The organism is Williamsia sp. M5A3_1d, from assembly GCF_053345315.1.
Window position 1 is genome coordinate 1,315,970 of the sequence record NZ_JBKEZX010000001.1, and the last position, 19,339, is coordinate 1,335,308.

Genomic DNA, 19,339 nt, shown 5'->3' on the forward strand with positions numbered 1-19,339 from the left:
ACAGCCCGGGAGTGACCGACCAGGCCCACCATCAGCCTTCGCCGGAGGATCTGGCCGCGGTCGCCGAGCAGCTCGGTCGCGAGCCGCGCGGCGTGCTCGAGATCAGCTACCGCACCCCCGACGGTGCGCCGGCGGTGGTCAAGACCGCGCCACGGCTCCCCGACGGCACGCCGTTCCCCACGTTGTTCTATCTGACCGATCCGCGGCTGACCGCCGAGGCGAGTCGACTGGAATCGGCCGGGGTGATGCGGTCGATGTCGCAGCGGCTGCTCACCGACGCCGCGCTCGCGGCCCGGTATCGCGAGGCTCACCTCGCGTACCTCGCCGAACGCGACGAGATCGAGTCGCTGGGAACCGATTTCACCGGTGGCGGTATGCCCGACCGTGTGAAATGCCTGCACGTGCTCATCGCGCACTCGCTGGCCAAGGGGCCGGGGGCGAACCCGCTCGGTGACGAGGCGGTGGCGCTCGCAGCCGAATCATCGCTGCGCGGAACGGCGTTGCCTGCCGACTGGCCCCGGGCCGCAGATTTCCCCGACCTGGATGTGGAGGGTTTGTCATGAGCACCGTCGCCGCCGTCGACTGCGGGACCAACTCGATCCGACTGTTGATCGCCACCGACGGCGACGACACAGCAGGCGCTGGGGGACTGGTCGATGTCCACCGCGAGATGCGGGTGGTGCGGCTCGGCGAGGGTGTCGATGCCACGGGCGAGTTCACGACCGGAGCCCTCGCACGTACCCGGGCGGCGTTGGCCGACTACGTGGCGGTGATGGAGGCGTACGACGTCACGGCGGTGCGGATGGTCGCCACCTCGGCGACCCGCGACGCAGGCAACCGGGACGAGTTCTTCGCCATGACCCGCGATCTTCTCGGCCGGGTGTCCGACGGTGCGGTGGCCGAGGTCATCACCGGCGACGAGGAGGCGCGGCTGTCGTTCGCCGGCGCAGTCGGCGAGTTCGACCCGGCGCAGGGCCCGTTCGTGGTGACCGATCTCGGCGGTGGCTCGACCGAGGTGGTTTTGGGTGAGGCCGGTACCGGGGTGTCGGGGGCGTTTTCGACGAACATCGGGTGCGTGCGGCTCACCGAACGGGTGCTGCACTCCGATCCGCCGACCGCCGACGAGATCACGCGAGCCCGCGATGTCGCGGCCACGGAACTCGCGCGCGCCTTCGCCGTGGTGCCGGTGGAACAGGCGCGCACCTGGGTGGGGGTGGCAGGCACGATGACGACACTTGCGGCGCTCGCGCTCGGACTACAGACCTACGACGCCGAGCGGATCCACCGGTCACGGATTCCGCTCACCGATCTGGTGGGTGTGTGCGAGCGACTGGTCTCGATGACCCGCGCCGACCGCGCCGCGCTGGGGCCGATGCACCCGGGCCGTGTCGACGTGATCGGCGGGGGCTCGCTGGTGACGCTGGAACTCGCGCGGGTGCTCGCCGATCGTGCGGGTGTCACCGAACTCGTGGTGAGTGAGCACGACATCCTCGACGGGATCGCGCTCTCGATCTCCTGACGACCGCGGAGTGGGTGTCAGGCGGGCGAGCGCAGCGAGATGTTGTTGCAGGCCTCGCACACGCTCTCGGGGATGACGCCGCGGCGCTGCAGGAAGCCGAAGATGATGCATCCCAGGCAGATCCCGGCCGCCGACTCGAGTAGTGCGGCGATCACGACGAGTCCGACCGTGATCTGGGCGGCCAGGCCGAATCCGAGCAGACTCAGGACGAGGGCGACGCCGGTGATGGTGAGTCCGATCGCCTGGGCGAAGCGCTTGGGCGGGCCGGGGACCATCTTGGTGAGGCCGAGTCGGGGCACGATCACGCGGACCGAGAGCTGTCCGAACGGGGACAGGGTGGGACCGGAGATCACACGGAGCAGGAATCCGGCCGCGAGCACGGCGTAGAGCACCGGGTGGTCGACCGCGATCGTCACGATGGCCAGCACCACCACCAGCGCCGCCGTGGATCGCGCGGCGTACTCGTTGACCGGGTTCGGGAACGTCAACGCGGCGGGACGCCGGCGCGCGGTGGGGACAGTCTGGTTCGACACGACGCCGACAGTAATGCGACTGCCCACGCCGGGCAATCGTTGGCGCCACGCTGAGCCGATGTCCGGCGGTGGGAATGAATGCGGGCAGTGTCAGACGGTCGCCGGTTCGGCGTCCTCGCTCTCGATTGCCGCCAGGTGTTCCTTCACCACGTCGAGACGGGGGAGCAGCGCCGCTGATGCCGCGGCCAGAGCGTAGCCGATGATCGGGACGAACGCGGCGAGACTCAGGGCGTGCAGCAGCTCGGGCTGGCTGTAGCGGCCCGCGGCATCGAAGAAGATGACGCCGGTGACCGCGACGCCGAGTGCGCCACCCACCTGCTGGAACGTGCCGAGGACACCGGAGGCCGCGCCGGAGTCACGGGTGTCGACCGTGGCCAGGGCGATGTCGAGCAGGGGCACCAGCATCACGGTGAGCCCGATCCCGGCGATCGCCATCGGGATCACCGAGTCCCACGCCGAGTACGAGGTGCCCTCGCTGCGCAACACCTGGATGGTCCAGGCGGTGCCGATCGTGATGAGCACCCCGCCGACCGCGGGGAGGATCCGGCCGAGCCTGGAGACGAGCGCGGCCGCGACACCGGCGGCGAGCATCGCCCCGAGACTGAACGGCAGGGTGAGTGCACCGGATGCGATGGCGGAGAACCCGAGACCGGTCTGGACGTAGAGGGCGAGGATGAGGAAGAACGAGGTGATCGAACCCTGGAACAGGAACTGGATCGCGATGCCACCGGTGAACCCGCGGTCGGTGAACAGTCGCAGCGGCATCATGGCGCCGTCGGCGTCGTGACGGCGTTCGTTGAGGACGAAGAGCAACAGCGCGACCGGTGACAGCGCCATCAGTACGAACGACCACGCGGGCCACCCGAGCTGACGACCCTCGACCAACGGGTAGACGAGCAGCAGGATGCCTCCGACGGCGAGGAGCACGCCCAGCGGATCGAGCGGGGATGGACGCTCCGACTTGGTGTTCGGGACGAAGGCGATCGCGGCGACGGCGATGATGACGCCGACGGGGACGTTGATGAAGAAGATGGCCCGCCACCCGCCGCCGAACGGGTTGCTGGTGACCAACCACCCGCCGAGCACGGGGCCGATCACCGCGGCCAGTGCGGTGATGACGCCGATGATCGCGAAGATGGGCGCCCGCTCGCGCGGCTTGTACAACGCCTGGACGCTGGCGAGCACCTGCGGGACCATCAGCCCCGCGAACAGACCCTGCCCGACCCGGGAGCCGACGAGGGTCTCGCCGTTCTGGGCGAGCGAGGCGGTGAGGGACGCGAGGGTGAAGCCCGCGATGCCGAGCAGGAAGATCCGTTGACGGCCGTATCGGTCGCCGAGTCGGCCGGCGGTGATGAGCACGCCGGCGAACGCCAAGACGTAGCCACCGATGAGCCACTCGAGTTGCGACGGAGATGCATCGAGGTCGTCGCGGATGGCGGGCAGGGCGACGTTCACGATGGTGACGTCCATCAGATCCATGAACATCGCGAAGGTGAGGACCGCGATGGCCAGTCCGCGCAACCGGGTCATCGCCCGGGTCCGATCAGGTCTGTGTTCACCCGCAGAGGGTACCGAGCAGGTCGGACAATTGCCCGGTCAGTTCTTCTCGCGCTTGGCCCAGAACTCGCGACCGGGATGGTCCTCGGGGTCGATGGGCGAGTCGATCTCGGGCAGGTCGCCCTCGTCGATCTCGGCCTTCTTGGCCGACTCGCGCATCTCGACACCGTCGGCGACGAGATCCCCGATCTCCCGGGTGATCTCGACGACGGCGCCGGTGATGATGGTGGCTATACGGCCGACGTGGGTGGCGGTGGATTCGACGGCGGTCTGCAGCAGGTCCTTGTTGCGTTCGAACCGTCCGACCATGTCACCGCCTCCTCACGTCGTCCCTCTGACGTGCGCCCTCAGGCCACGTCCTTCTTCTCGCGGTCGACCTTAACACTGAACTCGACGTCGTCGGAGACCATCGAATTGGGCAGCGACAGCTTCGCGATCTTCTTCCAGGTCGACCCGATCTGGTGGCTGAAAGATCCTGTGTTGTAGGGCAATCCGTACTTCTCGCAGATCGCCTGCACCTCGGGTGCCATCTCGGGGTAGCGGTTGGCCGGGATGTCGGGGAACAGGTGGTGCTCGATCTGGTGCGAGAGGTTCCCGCTCATGATGTGGAAGAGCGGGCTACCGGTGATGTTGGCCGAGCCGAGCATCTGCCGCAGGTACCACTGCCCCTTGGTCTCGTTCTCGCATTCCTCGGGGGTGAACGTCTGCACCCCCGACGGGAAGTGCCCGCAGAAGATGATGGAGAACGTCCACAGGTTGCGGATCAGGTTGGCGCTCACGTTGCCGGCGAGCGTCAGCGGGAACAGCGGACCGGTCAGTGCCGGGTAGACAACGTAGTCCTTGACGACCTGCTTGCCCGCCTTGCGCCACATGCCCTTGACCAGACCCTTGATGTCGGTCCACTTGCGCTTGCCGGCCACGATGTTCTCGACCTCGAGATCGTGGAGCATGACGCCCCACTCGAAGCCGACCATGAGTGCGGTCGCGTAGGCGAGGTTGCCGAGGTAGTAGGGGTTCCACTTCTGGTCACGGTCCATGCGGAGGATGCCGTAGCCGATGTCGCGGTCCTCACCGAGGATGTTGGTGAAGGTGTGGTGCATGTAGTTGTGGCTGTGCCGCCACTGGTCCGACGGGCACACCGTGTCCCACTCGAACTCGCGCGAGTTCAGCGACGGCTCACGCATCCAGTCGTACTGGCCGTGCATGACGTTGTGGCCGATCTCCATGTTGTCGAGGATCTTCGACACGCTCAGCGCGGCGACGCCGGCGATCCAGGCCGGGGGGAACCAGCCGAGGTAGGCCAGGCCGCGACCGGCGACCTCGAATCCACGCTGCGCCTTGATGATCTTGTAGATGTACTCGCGGTCGCGCTCGCCGAGGTCGGCGACGATCCGCGCGCGCAGCTCGTCGAGGTCGCGTCCGAGTTCCTCGACCTGCTCGTAGCTCAGCACCAACTGGTTCGGGTCGTTGACCTCGGTGTCCGAGGTGTCGTTCTCGATGTGTGTGGGCAGTTGCATGATCGTCATTGCTGTCGTCCTCTCTCAGATGTCGATCTCGACGTCGCCGACCGGCGCGGAGATACAGAGTTGGATGTGCTTGTCGGATTCGGTGTCTGTCTCGCCGGTGAGCACGTTGCGCGTGCATCCCGACTTCTTCGGTGCGGTGCAGGAGAAGCAGATCCCCATGCGGCAACCGAACTCCGGGGTGAGCCCCGCGGCCTCGGCCTGTTCGAGAATGGTGCGGCCGTCGTTGTCGGCCTCGGTCTTCGACGACGCGAAGCGCAGCGTGCCGCTCACCGGCTCGTCGGGATCGGGGGCGAACGATGCCGGCGCGGTGAACGCCTCGCTGTGTACCCGATCCCCCTGGCCGCGTGCGTCGAAGAACTCGCGCACCGCGTCCATCAGTCCCGCGGGCCCGCAAACGAACACCTCGGCGTCGTCGAGGTCGGGCACCAGGTCGGTCAGGTGCTCGTCGGCGAAATGACCGCTGTGCCGCGCACCGTCCACCGACTCGCGGGTGTGGATGGTGTGCACCGCGACCGTGTCGTGGAGGCGGTCGAGGTCGATGAGCTCGTCGCCGTAGGCGACGTCATCGTGCGTGGCGGCGTAGTGGATGAACGTCACCCGGCCGGTGTGTCGCTCGGCGACGAGCGTGCGCAGCATCGAGAGAACAGGTGTGATCCCACTTCCGCCGCTGATGAACACCGCGTTGCGCGGACGCTGCTCGGGGAGCACGAAGTCACCGGTGGCGGGGGTGAGACCGACCACGTCGCCGATCTTCGCGTGATCCCGGAGATGCTTGGAGACGAAGCCGTCGTCGTGGGCGGTGATGGTGAGCTCCACCCGACCCTCACGACCACTCTCGGCGTTGGCCGGTGAGAAGCACCGGGTGTGCCGTACGCCGTTGATGACGGTGCTCAGCTGGATGTACTGACCTGCGCGGAAGCCGGTCCACTGCCGCGTGGGAGCCAGCACGAGGGTGACGGCCCGCGGGGTGGGACGGCGAACCTCCACGACCTTCGCGCGCAGATCGCTCCACGTGATCATCGGGTCGACGAGTTCGAGATACCGGTCGACGGGGTGGGGCGCGAGGGCGGCTTCGACTACGGAGCCGATCAACGCGGGGAAGCGTTCGAACATCGATGCCTCCAGGTGGTGTGGAATGGTGGCTGGGAACGGCCCGCCGAAAAGTTTCGGTGAACACTTGTGCACTGACAGTGTGCCACTCCGCGGTACCCACCGGTCAAGGGCGCGCCTCTGTAACGGCCATCACAAACGGGCTTCTGCCTACACTCGACGGGTGTCGCGGCCCAGAGATCACTCTTCGTCGCGGGCGTCCGCCACATCTCGGACGTCCGCCGGAGCGCGCTCGGCTGGCACCCGCTCGAGCGGTCGTGCCGCCGCGGTCGACGCCTCCGAGAGCCGCTCGGCGCGTAAGGGACGTACGCGGTCGGCCCTGCTGGACGAGACGCTGGCCCTCGTCGCCGATCGCAGTTTCGCGAGCCTGAGCCTCCGTGAGGTGGCCAAGGCGGCCGGGATCGTGCCCACCGCCTTCTATCGCCACTTCGCCTCGATGGAAGACCTCGGGGTGACGCTCGTCGAGGACTCGATGCGCGTGCTGCGGACCATGTTGCGCGAGGGGCGACGCGATCTCGCCGCCCGCGACGCGGTCCCGACCGCGCAGAGTTCGCTGGCCATCCTGGTGCAGCAGGTACGCGACAACGAGGCCCAGTTCCGCTTCCTGGTCCGCGAACAACACGGCGGGGTGGCCGAGATCCGGCGTGCCATCGACACCGAGCTCCGGTTGTTCGTGAAGGAACTCGCGATCGATCTGTCCCGTGTTCCCGAGATGGCCCGATGGGGCGCCGAGGATCTCGAACTCGCCGCCGATCTCATCGTGAACGTGATGCTGCACGCCGTCGCCGAGCTGCTCGAGACCGATCGCCGCGACCCGATAGCCGACCGCGAACTGTTCGAGCGCACGCAGCGCAAGCTGATCATGGTCATCCTCGGCATGCGTTCCTGGCGCACCGACGGGAACTGAGAGACGGCAGTTCGCGGGCTGATCACCTTAGGATCAGCAATCATGACCAGCGACGTGCCCGAGCCGCCCCGGCGTCCCGACCCGTCGCGCGGAGCGCTGATCGCGGTCGCGATCCTCGCCGTCGCCTTCGTGATCGCTCTCGCGGCGGTCATCGGTTACGTGGTGCTGGGACGGTCGAGCACCGCCGGGACCTTTCCCACAGGCGCACCCGCCACCTCGGTCACCACCACCACAACGGCGTCGGACGGTTCATCGCAGGCCGCGTCATCGGCGCCGTCGTCCACTGGGTCCTCCTCGTCGCGGCCATCGAGGTCGGCGCCCTCCCGCTCGCCGGACACCACGGTGGCAGGGGCGCCCGGGGCATCCACGCCCTGTCCGGTCCGCTACGCGCGCACCGGCCTGTATCGGGCGTCGTCGGTGGGGAGCTCGGCGACGAGCTGTGGTTTCGCCGAGGAGGTACGGATCGCCTACGCCCGCAGCGGTCGGCCCGGGCAGCTGCCCCGACCCGTGTCCGCGACGAGTCCCGAGACCGGCGAGACCATTCGGATGATGTGCGCGGCAGAGGGCCCGACGGTCACCTGCACCGGCGGCGACGACGCGGTCGTCTACCTCTACTGAGTGTCGGCACGTTCGGCGGGGACTTTCGGCACGTTCGGCGGGGACTTTCGGCACGTTCGGCGGGGACTTTCGGCACGTTCGGCGGGTGGTGCCGATGACCCGCCGAGCGTGCCGAAAAGTCGCGTCGACTGTGCCGTGCCGGTCACGTCAGCAATCGTTCGGGACCGTCGACGGCGGGGTGTCACCCGGCCCTCTGCGTTCCGCTCGGGCGATGAGCGCGGGTAGGCCGTCAGAGAGTATCGGCGAGTGCGAGATGAAGCTGACGCATCCGCCCTGGTGGAAGCCGCCGACGATCCCGATGACCGACCTCTTCACCAGCCACGGCGAGCCGCTGGTGCCGTCGACGAGTCCGCGGCACGTGATGGTCGGCGCCCCGCGGACCACCCGCGTCGACCCGCGGCATCCGACCGGCGAGTCCCCGCTGCCGGCGCCGTACCCGATCACCCGGACCCCGACCCCGTCACGGAACGGCGCGAGGCCGTACCCGCGACCCGTGGTGGCCTCGAGTGAGCGTCGATGCTTGCCGGGCGGTGGTTCGACGCGCAGTACCGCGAAGTCGTGGTTGTCGTCCTGGCCCGAGATCCATGCCGGGTCGAGGTAGATCGCCGTGACCGTCCACATCCCGAAGGGTTCTCGGCCCGCGGCGTATCCGGGTGCCACGTGCAGTGGTGCGGTGATCGCCGAGACGCAGTGCGCGGCGGTCAGCATCAGGTCGCCGGTGGTGGAGTGGATCGACTCGGCGGTGCAGGTGTGCCGGTCGGTGTCGCCCACGAACACCGCGGCGATGCGTCGATTGGGGGCGAGGTCGGTCGAGGTCGATGTGACCGAACCACCCACGAGGAGCGCGACGGCGATGATCGCCACGGCGATCACGATGCGTCGCATGCCGCCATGCTAGAGACTCCGCCGCGTCCACCGCGGTGGTGCGCGAACGGTGACCGAGAAGTCTGAATTCGGTGAACGGCGAGCGTCGGGACGAGACCTGACTGTTCATGAGCGCGGCTTATGTTCTCGGCCATGATCAGTCACCGTCTGCGCGCCCTGCTCATCTCCGCGTCACTGGCCACCTCGCTCGCGACTGCCACCGCAACCGCTCACGCCGACGCGAACGCCGTTCCCGACTACGAGGTCAAGCTCGACTTCCTCGCCTCGGCGATCGACGGTTCGGGTGTGCCGACGTCGGCGGTCCGGTCGGCGTTCGGACTGTCGTCGACCGCATCGACGCGCTCGTATGAGTACTTCGACACCGGGTCGCGCGCACTGAAGGGCCAGGGATGGAGCGTGCGGCTGCGCCACAAGAGCGGCAAAGACCTCGAACTGAACTACAAGAAGCGCTTCGACGTGACGAACGGCGACGTGAACGCCGCACTCACCACAGCGAATTCGGCCGGATTCGATTCCTCCGACACGAACTACGACGCGCAGGTCGACTGGGGCTACTCCCAGGAGGAGCTCAGTTTCAGCAACGACAAGTCGTCGAGCGCCTCGAAGTACTCCGGGACCACACTGCCCGCCGAGTCGACCGCGAGATCGCTGCTGGTGTCGAACATCCCGGGCAAGCTCGACGACACCACGGCGAAGAACTGGGGGACCGACCGGCTCTTGGAGTCCTCGGCCCACGGACCGGTGACCACGAAGGTCTACAGCGGGTCGTGGCAGGGCATCCAACCCGGCATCGAAGTGCTGACGGTTCCTGCGGCGTCGGGATCGGGATCGCAGACGGTGATCGAGTTCTCGTTCACCGTCTCCACCGAGTCGCAGGCGTCGAGCCTACGGTCGCAGGCGATCTCCATCGCCGACGGCCACGGGTGGCTTTACCACGGCGACATCCTCAAGACCGACCTCATCCTCGACCGGCTCTGACGGCCCCGACCGGGGTGCGCCCGACGATCAGTCCAGCGCCCACTTCACGTTCACCGAGACACTCACCGTCTGCTGACCGGGTTCGATGGGCACCGCGAGGCTCTGTGCGCTGCGGGCGGAGTCGGCGGTCGGCGACTGCTCCTGCCCACTGACGTTCTCGCTGATGGACAGCACCTTGCCGAGGTCGCTGCCGGAGAGCTTCGCGTACTCCTGGGCGCGGGTCTTCGCGTCGGCGAACGCGCGGGACCTGGCGTCGGACAGCAGCTTCGAGTTGTCGTCGACCCGGAACGACACCCCGGACAGACGGGCCGCGTTGCCGCCCGCGGCGACGGCGTCGCCGAGAACGGTGGAGGCCTTCGCCAGGTCGCGGACCGTGACGCGCAGGGTGTTCGTCGCCTGGTAGCCGGAGATGGCGTTGGTCCCACCGGGCAGGGCGCCGGCGTACTGCGGGGTGATCGACACCTGCTGGGTCTGCACGTCGGCCCGGGCGACACCCGCCGACACCACGGCGTTCGTGACGGTGGTGATCGCTGCGTTGGAGGCCTCGATCGCGGCGGTCACGTCGCCGGCCTGGGTCTCGACGCCGATCTGCGCGGTCAGCGTGTCGGGTGCACCCTCGACCTCCCCGACACCGCTCACGGTGACCGCGGGCGGACCGTCGGTCGAGGAGGTGGATGCGGGCGAGTCGCTGCCGCATGCGGCGGTCAGACCGATGGCGAGCACGGCGGCGGCACCGGCGACGACCCGACGACGCGATCCATGTGTATGCACCCGCTCAGTGTCCCCGATGTCGTGAACGCCGACCCTCGAACTCGACGATCTGTCCGTTGCGCCGACGACCGATCTCTTTACGGGACTGGCGGTACCGTATATCTTCAGTGGATGACTCGAACTCGTGGCCGTCCACGTTCTGCGGCCGTTGATTCCGCCGTCGGCGATGCGGTGGCGTCGGCGCTGGCCGATCGTGGATACGGGGCCATGACGGTCGACGTCGTCGCTCGGAGCGCGGGCGTGGCGAAGTCGGCGATCTATCGACGGTGGCCGTCGAAAGCCGAGATGGTGTTCGCGCTGGTCATCCACGGGCCCGGAATCAGCGCACCCGCCGACCAGGGAAATCTCCGCGACGACGTCGTCGCTCTGGTCGAGCGGATCGCCGACGTTCTCGGCGCGCCGGCGGTCCGGGGGGCTCTGCCGGAGTTGCTGGCCGATCTACGGTCTGATCCTGCTGCGGCTGAGCGCTTTCGCGTCTCGATGATCGAACCCGAGCGCGCGCTGGTCGCCGCGGTGATCGATCGTGCGCGCGACCGAGGCGAACTGAGGGACGGTATCGATCCGCTCGATGTCCACGCCCTCGTACTCGGAATGTTGTTCGCGTGGATCTACCTCATCGACGATCGGTCGATGAGTGAACTGACCGTCCGGACCGTCCGGTCGCTCACTGCATATCTGGAGAAGTGAACGCACGATGACAACCGCACTGCAACAGCTCATCCCCGTCTATCACTTCCGAGAGACACACCGCCGACATGTGTCAGCGCCGCCGCACGAGGTCTGGTCTGCTCTCACCGGACTGACCTCAGATCAGCTACGGACGACCGCCGCGCTCATGGCACTCCGCCACCCCGGCGCCACCGCCGTGCGCGGACGGAACCTCTTCACGAACGGTCCCGTCCGGATGCTCGCGGTCGATGAGCCACGGAGCGCGACAGGCGCGGCGATCATGAAGCCCTGGCAGCCCCGACCGCCACGACACGACGTCGAGTCGCTCGAGGAGTTCACGGCTTTCGACGAGCCCGGCTGGACCAAAGTGCTCACCGACTTCCGCCTCGTGGAGAACAACGGCACGACAACGCTGTTCACCGAAACTCGGGGGTACTCCACCGACCCGGTGTCGACACGGCTATTCGCGGTCTACTGGACGCTGATCCGGTGGGCCAGTGGATTGGTTCGACGCGACATGCTGGCCGCCGTCGCGCGCGCGGCCGAACGGTCGGCGCGTGAGAGGAGCTGATCGCGGCCGCGGCGATCAGCGCAGCTGGTCGACCGAGGCCCCGCGACCGGCGCGCGCGGTGAACGCGGTCGGCACAGGTCCGCCCGCGTTCTGCACGGCAGCCATCACCGACGCGATCAGGGTGTCAACGCGCGCGGTCTCGACGAGGGCGATCACGCACCCGCCGAAACCGCCGCCGGTCATCCGGGCGCCGAGCGCACCGACCGATCGGGCGGTCGACGCGATCAGATCGATTCCGGGAGTGGTGATCTCGAAGTCGTCGCGCATGGAGGCGTGCGAAGCATCCATCAACTCACCGAACGCGGCGAGGTCGCCGTCACGCAGGTGGGCGCAGGCGAGCAGGACGCGGGCGTTCTCGGTCAGCACGTGGCGTGCTCGTCGGCGGTCGACATCGTCGCGCACCGCGGACAGCACGTCGTCGGGATCTCCCGGGGCCACCGCGCGCAGATTCGGCAGTCCGAGATCGGCGGCGGCCCGCTCACACGACTCCCGACGAGCGGCGTATTCGCCACCGGCGTGTCCGTGGGTGATGTGCGAATCGATGACGACGAGGGTCACGCCCGCGGTCGTCGGATCGAACGGGACCGGATCCACCGTCAGCGAATCGAAATCGATCAGCAGTGCCCGGTCGGCCTCGCCGTGCAGCGAGGCCAACTGATCGAGCAGTCCGGTCGGGGCACCCACGAAATCGTTCTCCGCGCGCTGGGCGATGCGAGCCCAGGTGAGTCGATCCGGCACCCCGGTGTCCGCGGTGAAGGCGCCGATGAGCGAACACTGCAGCGCAGCCGACGAACTGAGTCCTGCCCCCACGGGCACGTCGCTGACGATGCGCAGGCGTCCGCCCGTCACCGGCCGACCCTCGACGCCCAACGACCACGCCACGCCGGCGACGTAGGCGGCCCACCCGTCGACCTCGCCGGGCGCCACCCCGACCGGGATCGTCAGGTGTCCGTGACCGTCGGCGTCGACCACCAGTCGGCCGGAGGTGTTGGGGGAGTAGTGGATCCCGGTGCGCGCGGTGAGGGCGATGGGGAGCGCGAAACCCTGGTTGTAGTCGGTGTGTTCACCGAGCAGGTTCACCCGTCCGGGCGCCGACGCGATCACGGTCATGCGCCGGCCTCGGCGATCACGTCACGAAGGCGCTGCGCCACCGACTCGGGGGTCACGTCGGTGATGAAGGCGTCCATCGCCGACTCCGACCCGGCGAGGAACTTCAGTTTGGTCGCCGAACGCCGCACCGACATCAACTCGATGTGCAGGTACCCCTCGGCCTGCGCCGGATCCGACGAGTACTGGTGCACCGCAGCGATGTACGGCAGCGGTGTCGGGTACAGGCTGTCGAAGGTGCGCAGGATCTGCAGGTAGGTGTCGGTGAGGGCGTCGAGTTCGGCGTCGTCGAGTTCGGTGAGGTCGCGGACGCGACGGTGCGGGTAGATGTGCACCTCCACCGGCCAGCGTGCGGCGAACGGCACGAACGCGGTCATGTGCTCCGAACGGGAGACGATGCGGGTCCCGTCGGAGATCTCGGAGGTGAGGATGTCGTCGAACAGGTTGCGGTCGTGCGCGGTTCGATGGCGTACGGCCTGGTCGAGCATCGACCGGGTTCGCGGCGTGAGGTAGGGGTAGGCGTAGATCTGGCCGTGCGGGTGGGTCAGCGTGACGCCGATGTCCTCACCGCGGTTCTCGAAACAGAACACCTCGGCGACCCCGGGTGACGCCGAGAGCGCGGCGGTCCGACTCCGCCAGGCGTCGACCACCAGCCGCGCGTGCGCGTGGTCGAGCGATGCGAACGAGGCCTGGTGATCGCTCGAGAAGCAGATCACCTCGCATCGGCCGTGTCCCACTGCGGCCACGGGGTTCTCGGTCGTCTCGGCGGGTAGTGCGAAGGTCGAATCGGGTACTGCCCCGGAGAGACTGGGGAACCGGTTCTCGAACACGGCGACGTCGTAGTCGTGGGCTGGCACCTCGCTGTCGGTCCCGGTCGGCGAGGGGCACAACGGACACTGGTCGGCCGGTGGCTTGTAGGTGCGGTCCTGGCGCAGGGCGGCGATCGCCACCCAGTGACCGGTGGCCCGGTCGTAGCGGATCTCCGACTCGAGGCCGTCGCGTGCGGGGAGCGGTCGTAGATCGGCGACGGGACGCGGGTCGCGCCCGGGGAGGCTGAAGAACAGCAGATCACGGCCGTCGGCGAGGTGGGTGACGGCATCGGCGGAGCGGATCGCGACGTCGCTCATGAGGCGTCACGTGTGTCGGCAACGCGGACGTCGTCGATGACGTCGGCGAGATCGTCGCGTGCAGCCGCGGGCAGCCCGTCGTCGACGACGAGGGTGTCGATGCGGTCGAGTGTGGCGATCACGTGCGCACCCACCTCCTGGTACTTGGTGTGGTCGGCGACCACCACGAGGCGGTGGCCGATGTCGATGAGTCGCCGGTTGGTCTGCGCCTCGGCCATGTTCGGGGTGGTGAGCCCGGCGTCGCGATCGAGACCGTGGACGCCGAGGATGCTGAGATCCACCCGGAACGCCGCCAGCGCCGCCTCGGCGATCGGGCCGACCAGGGCGTTCGACGGGGTGCGCGAGCCGCCGGTGAGGTAGACCTCCGGGCCGCGTCCGGGACGGTTGTGTGGATCGGTCAGTTCCTGGAACACCGAGATCGAGTTGGTGACCACGGTGATCGACGATCGCTCGTGCAGTCGGCGGGCCACCTCGAGCGTCGTCGTACCCGCACTGATCGCGAGCGTCATCCCGTCGTCGATCACGTCCATCGTCGCCACCGCGATCGACTGCTTCTCGCTGCGCTGTTGTGCTGCTTTGGTTTCCGACCACGGCTCCTCGCCGCGATTGGTGCGGGCGACCGCGCCACCGTGCACCTTGTGCAGTGCCGCGCCGCTGGCCAGGGCGTCGAGATCGCGTCGCACGGTCATCTCCGACACACCGAGCTCGTCGGCGAGCGCACTCACCCGCACGGTGCCCTCGCGTTCGAGCACGTCGAGGATCCGTCGACGTCGCTGCGCTGCGAGCATCCGGTCTCCCTCGGTCGGCGAACAGACCCGAACAGTATCAAACATGGCGATTGTTGCTATTTGTTTGGAAATGTGTGAGGTTGTTGGACGAAGTGACCTGGCTCACGCAGCCGGTGTTCGTGCATCGAAGGAGCTGTCGAATGAACGTCGCCTCGGACTCCGTGCTCCGGCTCAACGCCGGCGCAGTGGATTACGTGCTGATCGCGCTGTATTTCGTGTTCGTCCTCGGGATCGGCTACATGGCGCGCAGCCAGATCTCCTCGAGTCTGGACTTCTTCCTCTCCGGTCGACGGCTCCCGGCGTGGGTCACCGGAATCGCCTTCGTCTCGGCCAATCTCGGCGCGGTCGAGATCATGGGCATGTCGGCCAACGGCGCCCAGATCGGACTGGCGACCATGCACTACTACTGGATCGGCGCCATCCCGGCGATGCTGTTCCTCGGCGTCGTGATGATGCCCTTCTACTACGGCTCGAAGGTGCGCAGCGTCCCCGAGTTCATGCGACGGCGCTTCGGCACCGGTGCCCACCTCGTGAACGCGATCAGCTTCGCCGTCGCCCAGGTCCTCATCGCCGGCGTCAACCTGTATCTACTGGCCACCATCGTCAACGTCATCCTCGGGTGGAGCCAGTGGGTGTCGCTGATCGTCGCGGCCGCGATCGTGTTGACGTACACCGCACTCGGCGGACTCTCGGCGGCAATCTACAACGAGGTGCTGCAGTTCTTCGTCATCCTCGCCGCGCTGGTGCCGCTCACCGTGTTCGGGCTCATCAAGGTGGGCGGGTGGAACGGTCTGAAGGAAAAGATCGTCGACACCACCACCGACGGCAAGGTCACCGCGAGCATCGGCGAGCAGATGTCTTCGTGGCCCGGTAATGCGTTGAGCGGCTTCGACAGCCCCGTGTGGTCGGTCATCGGCATCGTGTTCGGACTCGGGTTCGTGTTGTCGTTCGGGTACTGGACCACCAACTTCGTCGAGGTGCAGCGCGCGATGGCGTCGAACTCGATGTCGGCGTCACGGCGCGCACCCATCATCGGCGCCATCCCCAAGATGTTCATCCCGTTCGTGGTGGTGATCCCCGGCATGATCTGTGCTGCGGTGATCGGCGACATGATCTCGCTCAAGAGCGGACCCAATGCCGCTGACGTGACCTACAACGACGCGATGCTGCTGATGATCCGCGACATCCTGCCCAACGGTCTGTTGGGCGTGGCCGTGGCCGGCCTCCTCGCCTCGTTCATGGCCGGTATGGCGGCGAACATCTCGGCGTTCAACACCGTCTTCAGCTACGACATCTGGCAGCAGTACATCGTGAAGAACAAGCCCGACGGCTACTACATCACCGTGGGTCGTCTTGCGACCGTCGGTGCAACGGTGCTCGCCATCTTCACCGCGCTCATCGCGTCGGGCTACTCCAACCTGATGGACTACCTGCAGACCCTGTTCGGGTTCTTCAACGCCCCGCTCTTCGCGACCTTCCTGCTCGGCATGTTCTGGAAACGGATGACGCCCACCGCGGGATGGATGGGGTTGGTGGCCGGAACGCTCTCGGCGGTGTTCGTCTTCGTGCTGTCGGAGACCGGCGTCATCGACCTGCCCGGCCAGGGCATGCCGTTCGTGGCCGCATCGGCGGCCTTCGTCGTCGACATCGTGGTCAGCGTCGTGGTGAGTTCCATGACCGCGGCGAAGCCGGTGAAGGAACTCGTCGGGTTGGTGTACTCGGAGACCCCGGCGTCGCACTTCACCGACCCGGCCGACGCCGGCGACCCGTGGTTCCGGCGACCGGTCCCGCTCGCGGGCGTCGCACTGGTGATGGTGATCGCCCTCAACATCGCCTTCCACTGACCTCGACCGGCGTCTCGACACTCCTGGAGGAGCACACCATGATCACCACGCAACCCCATCCGAGCACCAGCCGGAAGATGCGAATCCTCGCCCGGCTCTTCGACATACGCATGATCATCGCGTTGCTGATCGGCATCTACGGCATCGTGCTGGTCGTCGCCGGCATCATCCCCGGCGCTCTCGGTGTGAGTTCGCACCAACCCGGCGACGCCAACACCGTCGACCTCGAGGCCGGCACCCGGGCCAACCTGTGGGTCGGTCTCATCATGGTCGCCGTCGCCGCGATCTTCGCCGTGTGGGCGGTGGCGCGGCCGCTGCCGGTGGACGACAAGCCCGCCGACGTCGCCACCGACAGCTCGGCGTCGGATCACACCGAGAGCTGAACCCCCGCCGGAGCCGCCGCCATCCGACTGCGGCACACCGCGAGGATCGCCACTGCGGCGAGGGCGTACACGGTGTAACTCACCAGATACAGCATCAGATCGGCTGTGGTGGAACCGTACCCGGCGGTGAACGCCCGCCAGGAGTACGTCAGCAGCATTCCCGCCGCGGCGGCGAACACGTGCGTCGTATCCCATCCCGGGCGGCGCGACCACGTGGCGATCGCGACGAGCAGCGTGGCGATCGCGCCGGCCATGACGAGGCGTGCCGCAGTGGTCGGCGCATGCATGGCGAGATGAAACGCGCCCGCGCACACCATCGTCACGGCGAACACGACACCCGCCCGGGGTGCCCGGTTGGTCGACGACCCACCGCGGGCCGGTGTTGCGTGCGGCCGTAGCGCGACGACGACGAGGACCGCGGCGATGGCGACGCAGACGATCAGCTGCGGCGCCGAGGCGAGGAAATGTCCATAGGCCGGATAGTTGGTGCCGAACACGACGGCCGCGCCCACCCCGGTGATCGCGACGACGGCACGCAGCGCGCGCCCGCTCAGCCACGGTTCGGTGCGGCGCCCCGGCAGCGCGGTCTCCATGAGTGCGATCGGTGTGGCGACACTCCAGCCCACGTGGAGCGCGAGAACGAAGATCGTCCACGGCACCCCGATCCCGAGAGCGGCGACATGACCCCGATCGAGGAGCCGCTGATCGGCGTAGTCCGGGTTGAAGAGCGACATCGTGAGCAGCCCCTCCTCGACGATCGCGAACGCCAGACCCAGCAGGAGGATGGACCTCCAGCCGAGTCCGCGGCGGCGGACGACCTCGCGGATCAGCAGAACGCCTCCGCCGTACCAGAGGCTCAACGGGATCAGCAGTGGGAGCATGACGATGGGGAAGTCGCCGAGGAAGAACTCGGCGACCAACGGTGCCAGGAGATACAGACCCACGGCGGGGCTGTGGAGCGGCGAGCGGAGGAAGTTTCTCATGCTCACCACCGTTGCCTCTGCAGTAGTGACCGACCAGTGACAGCTGTCATGGATGGACACGGGCAGATGTCACCACGCGATCGGCTCGCCGACGACACGACAGACGACGAAGGGACGCGCATGACCACGGTTGCATTGCTCGGCACAGGCTTGATGGGGGCGGGGATGGCCCGCAGCATGTTGCGGCACGGACTCGACGTCGTCGTGTGGAACCGCAGCGCAGACAAGGCGGCGCCGCTCGCCGAGGTCGGCGCGGTGGTGGCCGATGACCCCGAATCGGCCGTACGTGATGCTGACATCGTGGTGACGATGCTCTTCGACGCCGATTCGGTCGCCGAGATCGCCGAGCGGGTGCTCCCGTCCTTCGGCGACGACGTCCCGTGGGTGCAGACCTCCACCGTGGGGCTCGACGGTGTCCGCCGCCTCGCCGCGCTGGCCGAGGAGTACGAGGTGCCCTTCGTCGACGCCCCGGTGCTGGGCACCCGGAAGCCCGCCGAGAACGGCTCGCTGACCGTGCTCGCAGGCGGGCCCGAGGACATCCGCGACACGGTGAAACCGGTGTTCGACGCGATCGGCGCCAAGACCGTGTGGGTCGGCACCGAGGCCGGTGACGGCCACCGGCTGAAACTGGTCGCGAACTCGTGGGTGCTGTCGGTGACCACGGCGACCGCTCAGGCCGTCGGCCTCGCCCAGCACCTCGGGCTCGATCCCCGTCAGTTCCTCGGATCCATCAAGGGCGGCCCCCTCGACTGTGGTTACGCACAACTCAAAGGTGAGGCGATGATCACGGGCGAGCTCGAGGCCTCGTTCGGCCTCGACGGCGCGCACAAGGACGCCGGGCTGATCGCCGACGCGATGGACGGAAGCGACATGAACTCGCAGGTCATGCGGGCAATCGGGGAACGCTTCGAGGCCGCCTCCGACGCCGGCCACGGTGGCGACGACATGGCCGCGGTGATCCACGGATTCGGTTGAGCGGTGCCGTCGAGACGTGACCGACCCACGGAATAGGGGGCTCGGGGGAGAAGTTGGACGCTATGTTCAGTACCGGCGGATCCTTCGATCCGTCGGTCACACACTTCGACACCCGAGGAGGAACCATGGCGCCCCGAGCAACGAGGACCACCGGTTCTGGAACCGACGACGACGTCCGCGAACGCCGGGCCCGACTGACCAAGGCGTCACGGTGGGGCGGGGTGCTCTGGGTCGCCTTCATGCTGGGGTCGGCAGCCCTCGCGCTGGGGATCGCGGGTATCGCGACCAAGCATGACGTGCTCGCGCCGATCGCGCTGGCGGCATGGGTGATCCTCTACGGCGTGGCGATCTACGCGCTGCGAGCGGGCGCTCGGGCCCGCGGCGACCGCACCCTGCAGGAGCACATCGCCCGCGTGCGCCGCACCAAGTACCTGCGCGAGTACCCGCATTCGGAGCCGTCGCAGGATCGGTGAACGATCCCGCTGATC

General features: G+C 67.8%; 22 protein-coding genes. 11 read left to right on the forward strand and 11 right to left on the reverse strand.

Annotation, left to right across the window (positions count from 1 at the left end):
* The first annotated feature begins 11 nt into the window (after nt 1-11).
* Nucleotides 12-563, forward strand: a complete 552-nt coding sequence (locus ACLBW1_RS06165; RefSeq protein WP_447810722.1) for a DUF501 domain-containing protein — start codon at nt 12-14, stop codon at nt 561-563.
* Nucleotides 560-1,519, forward strand: coding sequence for a Ppx/GppA phosphatase family protein (locus ACLBW1_RS06170; protein ID WP_447810724.1), 960 nt, complete (start codon nt 560-562; stop codon nt 1,517-1,519). The genes ACLBW1_RS06165 and ACLBW1_RS06170 overlap by 4 nt, the downstream gene beginning before the upstream one ends.
* 17 nt (nt 1,520-1,536) lie before the next feature.
* Here the strand turns inward: ACLBW1_RS06170 and ACLBW1_RS06175 are convergent, their stop codons facing one another.
* The 5 genes from ACLBW1_RS06175 to ACLBW1_RS06195 all read right to left on the reverse strand — a co-directional run bounded on the left by ACLBW1_RS06175 (nt 1,537) and on the right by ACLBW1_RS06195 (nt 6,248).
* A complete protein-coding gene (locus ACLBW1_RS06175; protein ID WP_447810726.1) occupies nt 1,537-2,052 on the reverse strand; it encodes a DUF4395 domain-containing protein in 516 nt (171 codons plus the stop codon).
* A 90-nt stretch (nt 2,053-2,142) separates the two neighbouring features.
* Nucleotides 2,143-3,582 (reverse strand): DHA2 family efflux MFS transporter permease subunit, encoded by a 1,440-nt coding sequence (locus ACLBW1_RS06180; RefSeq protein WP_447810727.1) that lies wholly within the window; start codon nt 3,580-3,582, stop codon nt 2,143-2,145.
* Nucleotides 3,583-3,648: 66 nt separating this feature from the next.
* A complete protein-coding gene (locus tag ACLBW1_RS06185; RefSeq protein ID WP_447810728.1) occupies nt 3,649-3,918 on the reverse strand; it encodes a hypothetical protein in 270 nt (89 codons plus the stop codon).
* 38 nt (nt 3,919-3,956) lie between these two features.
* Nucleotides 3,957-5,135 carry a fatty acid desaturase family protein gene (locus ACLBW1_RS06190; protein ID WP_447810730.1) on the reverse strand — a complete coding sequence of 393 codons (1,179 nt, stop codon included), beginning with the start codon at nt 5,133-5,135 and terminating at the stop codon, nt 3,957-3,959.
* Nucleotides 5,136-5,150: 15 nt separating this feature from the next.
* A complete protein-coding gene (locus tag ACLBW1_RS06195; protein ID WP_447810732.1) occupies nt 5,151-6,248 on the reverse strand; it encodes a ferredoxin reductase in 1,098 nt (365 codons plus the stop codon).
* A gap of 160 nt (nt 6,249-6,408) precedes the next feature.
* On the opposite strand from ACLBW1_RS06195, the gene ACLBW1_RS06200 reads away from it, so the two are divergent.
* Complete coding sequence (locus tag ACLBW1_RS06200; protein WP_447810734.1) at nt 6,409-7,152, forward strand: TetR family transcriptional regulator; 744 nt, start codon at nt 6,409-6,411, stop codon at nt 7,150-7,152.
* A 42-nt stretch (nt 7,153-7,194) separates the two neighbouring features.
* The gene (locus tag ACLBW1_RS06205; protein WP_447810735.1) at nt 7,195-7,770 is read left to right on the forward strand and encodes a hypothetical protein; all 576 of its coding nucleotides are present in this window, start codon (nt 7,195-7,197) and stop codon (nt 7,768-7,770) included.
* A gap of 147 nt (nt 7,771-7,917) precedes the next feature.
* On the opposite strand, the gene ACLBW1_RS06210 is transcribed toward ACLBW1_RS06205, so the two are convergent.
* Complete coding sequence (locus ACLBW1_RS06210; RefSeq protein ID WP_447810737.1) at nt 7,918-8,655, reverse strand: trypsin-like serine peptidase; 738 nt, start codon at nt 8,653-8,655, stop codon at nt 7,918-7,920.
* Nucleotides 8,656-8,787: 132 nt separating this feature from the next.
* Here ACLBW1_RS06210 and ACLBW1_RS06215 point away from each other — a divergent pair, with 132 nt between their 5' ends.
* A complete protein-coding gene (locus ACLBW1_RS06215) occupies nt 8,788-9,633 on the forward strand; it encodes a hypothetical protein (RefSeq protein ID WP_447810738.1) in 846 nt (281 codons plus the stop codon).
* A gap of 27 nt (nt 9,634-9,660) precedes the next feature.
* Here the strand turns inward: ACLBW1_RS06215 and ACLBW1_RS06220 are convergent, their stop codons facing one another.
* On the reverse strand, nt 9,661-10,404 hold the full coding sequence (locus ACLBW1_RS06220) for an SIMPL domain-containing protein (RefSeq protein ID WP_447810740.1): 744 nt from the start codon (nt 10,402-10,404) through the stop codon (nt 9,661-9,663).
* Nucleotides 10,405-10,515: 111 nt separating this feature from the next.
* Here ACLBW1_RS06220 and ACLBW1_RS06225 point away from each other — a divergent pair, with 111 nt between their 5' ends.
* Both ACLBW1_RS06225 and ACLBW1_RS06230 read left to right on the forward strand, forming a co-directional pair.
* Nucleotides 10,516-11,091, forward strand: a complete 576-nt coding sequence (locus tag ACLBW1_RS06225; RefSeq protein ID WP_447810741.1) for a TetR/AcrR family transcriptional regulator — start codon at nt 10,516-10,518, stop codon at nt 11,089-11,091.
* 7 nt (nt 11,092-11,098) lie between these two features.
* Nucleotides 11,099-11,644 (forward strand): hypothetical protein, encoded by a 546-nt coding sequence (locus ACLBW1_RS06230; protein WP_447810742.1) that lies wholly within the window; start codon nt 11,099-11,101, stop codon nt 11,642-11,644.
* A 15-nt stretch (nt 11,645-11,659) separates the two neighbouring features.
* Here the strand turns inward: ACLBW1_RS06230 and galK are convergent, their stop codons facing one another.
* From galK to ACLBW1_RS06245, 3 genes are read right to left on the reverse strand one after another with little or no spacing between them, the layout of a single operon-like run.
* Nucleotides 11,660-12,754 carry a galactokinase gene (gene galK / locus ACLBW1_RS06235; protein ID WP_447810743.1) on the reverse strand — a complete coding sequence of 365 codons (1,095 nt, stop codon included), beginning with the start codon at nt 12,752-12,754 and terminating at the stop codon, nt 11,660-11,662.
* Entirely contained in the window at nt 12,751-13,878 is a 1,128-nt protein-coding gene (gene galT / locus ACLBW1_RS06240; protein WP_447810744.1) for a galactose-1-phosphate uridylyltransferase, read from the reverse strand. The genes galK and galT overlap by 4 nt, the downstream gene beginning before the upstream one ends.
* Nucleotides 13,875-14,666, reverse strand: coding sequence for a DeoR/GlpR family DNA-binding transcription regulator (locus ACLBW1_RS06245; protein WP_447810746.1), 792 nt, complete (start codon nt 14,664-14,666; stop codon nt 13,875-13,877). Before ACLBW1_RS06245 ends, galT begins: the two co-directional genes overlap by 4 nt.
* Nucleotides 14,667-14,806: 140 nt before the next feature.
* Between ACLBW1_RS06245 and ACLBW1_RS06250 the strand changes: the two genes are divergently transcribed.
* Both ACLBW1_RS06250 and ACLBW1_RS06255 read left to right on the forward strand, forming a co-directional pair.
* Nucleotides 14,807-16,510 (forward strand): sodium:solute symporter family protein, encoded by a 1,704-nt coding sequence (locus ACLBW1_RS06250; protein WP_447810747.1) that lies wholly within the window; start codon nt 14,807-14,809, stop codon nt 16,508-16,510.
* Nucleotides 16,511-16,548: 38 nt separating this feature from the next.
* Nucleotides 16,549-16,893 carry a hypothetical protein gene (locus tag ACLBW1_RS06255; protein WP_447810749.1) on the forward strand — a complete coding sequence of 115 codons (345 nt, stop codon included), beginning with the start codon at nt 16,549-16,551 and terminating at the stop codon, nt 16,891-16,893.
* On the opposite strand, the gene ACLBW1_RS06260 is transcribed toward ACLBW1_RS06255, so the two are convergent.
* Complete coding sequence (locus tag ACLBW1_RS06260) at nt 16,878-17,876, reverse strand: hypothetical protein (protein ID WP_447810750.1); 999 nt, start codon at nt 17,874-17,876, stop codon at nt 16,878-16,880. The two genes, ACLBW1_RS06255 and ACLBW1_RS06260, sit on opposite strands and share 16 nt — an antisense overlap.
* A gap of 120 nt (nt 17,877-17,996) precedes the next feature.
* On the opposite strand from ACLBW1_RS06260, the gene ACLBW1_RS06265 reads away from it, so the two are divergent.
* Nucleotides 17,997-18,851: an NAD(P)-dependent oxidoreductase gene (locus ACLBW1_RS06265; protein WP_447810751.1), complete on the forward strand. Its 855-nt coding sequence runs from the start codon at nt 17,997-17,999 to the stop codon at nt 18,849-18,851.
* Between the two features lie 125 nt (nt 18,852-18,976).
* A complete protein-coding gene (locus tag ACLBW1_RS06270; protein ID WP_447810752.1) occupies nt 18,977-19,324 on the forward strand; it encodes a hypothetical protein in 348 nt (115 codons plus the stop codon).
* Nucleotides 19,325-19,339 lie beyond the last annotated feature (15 nt).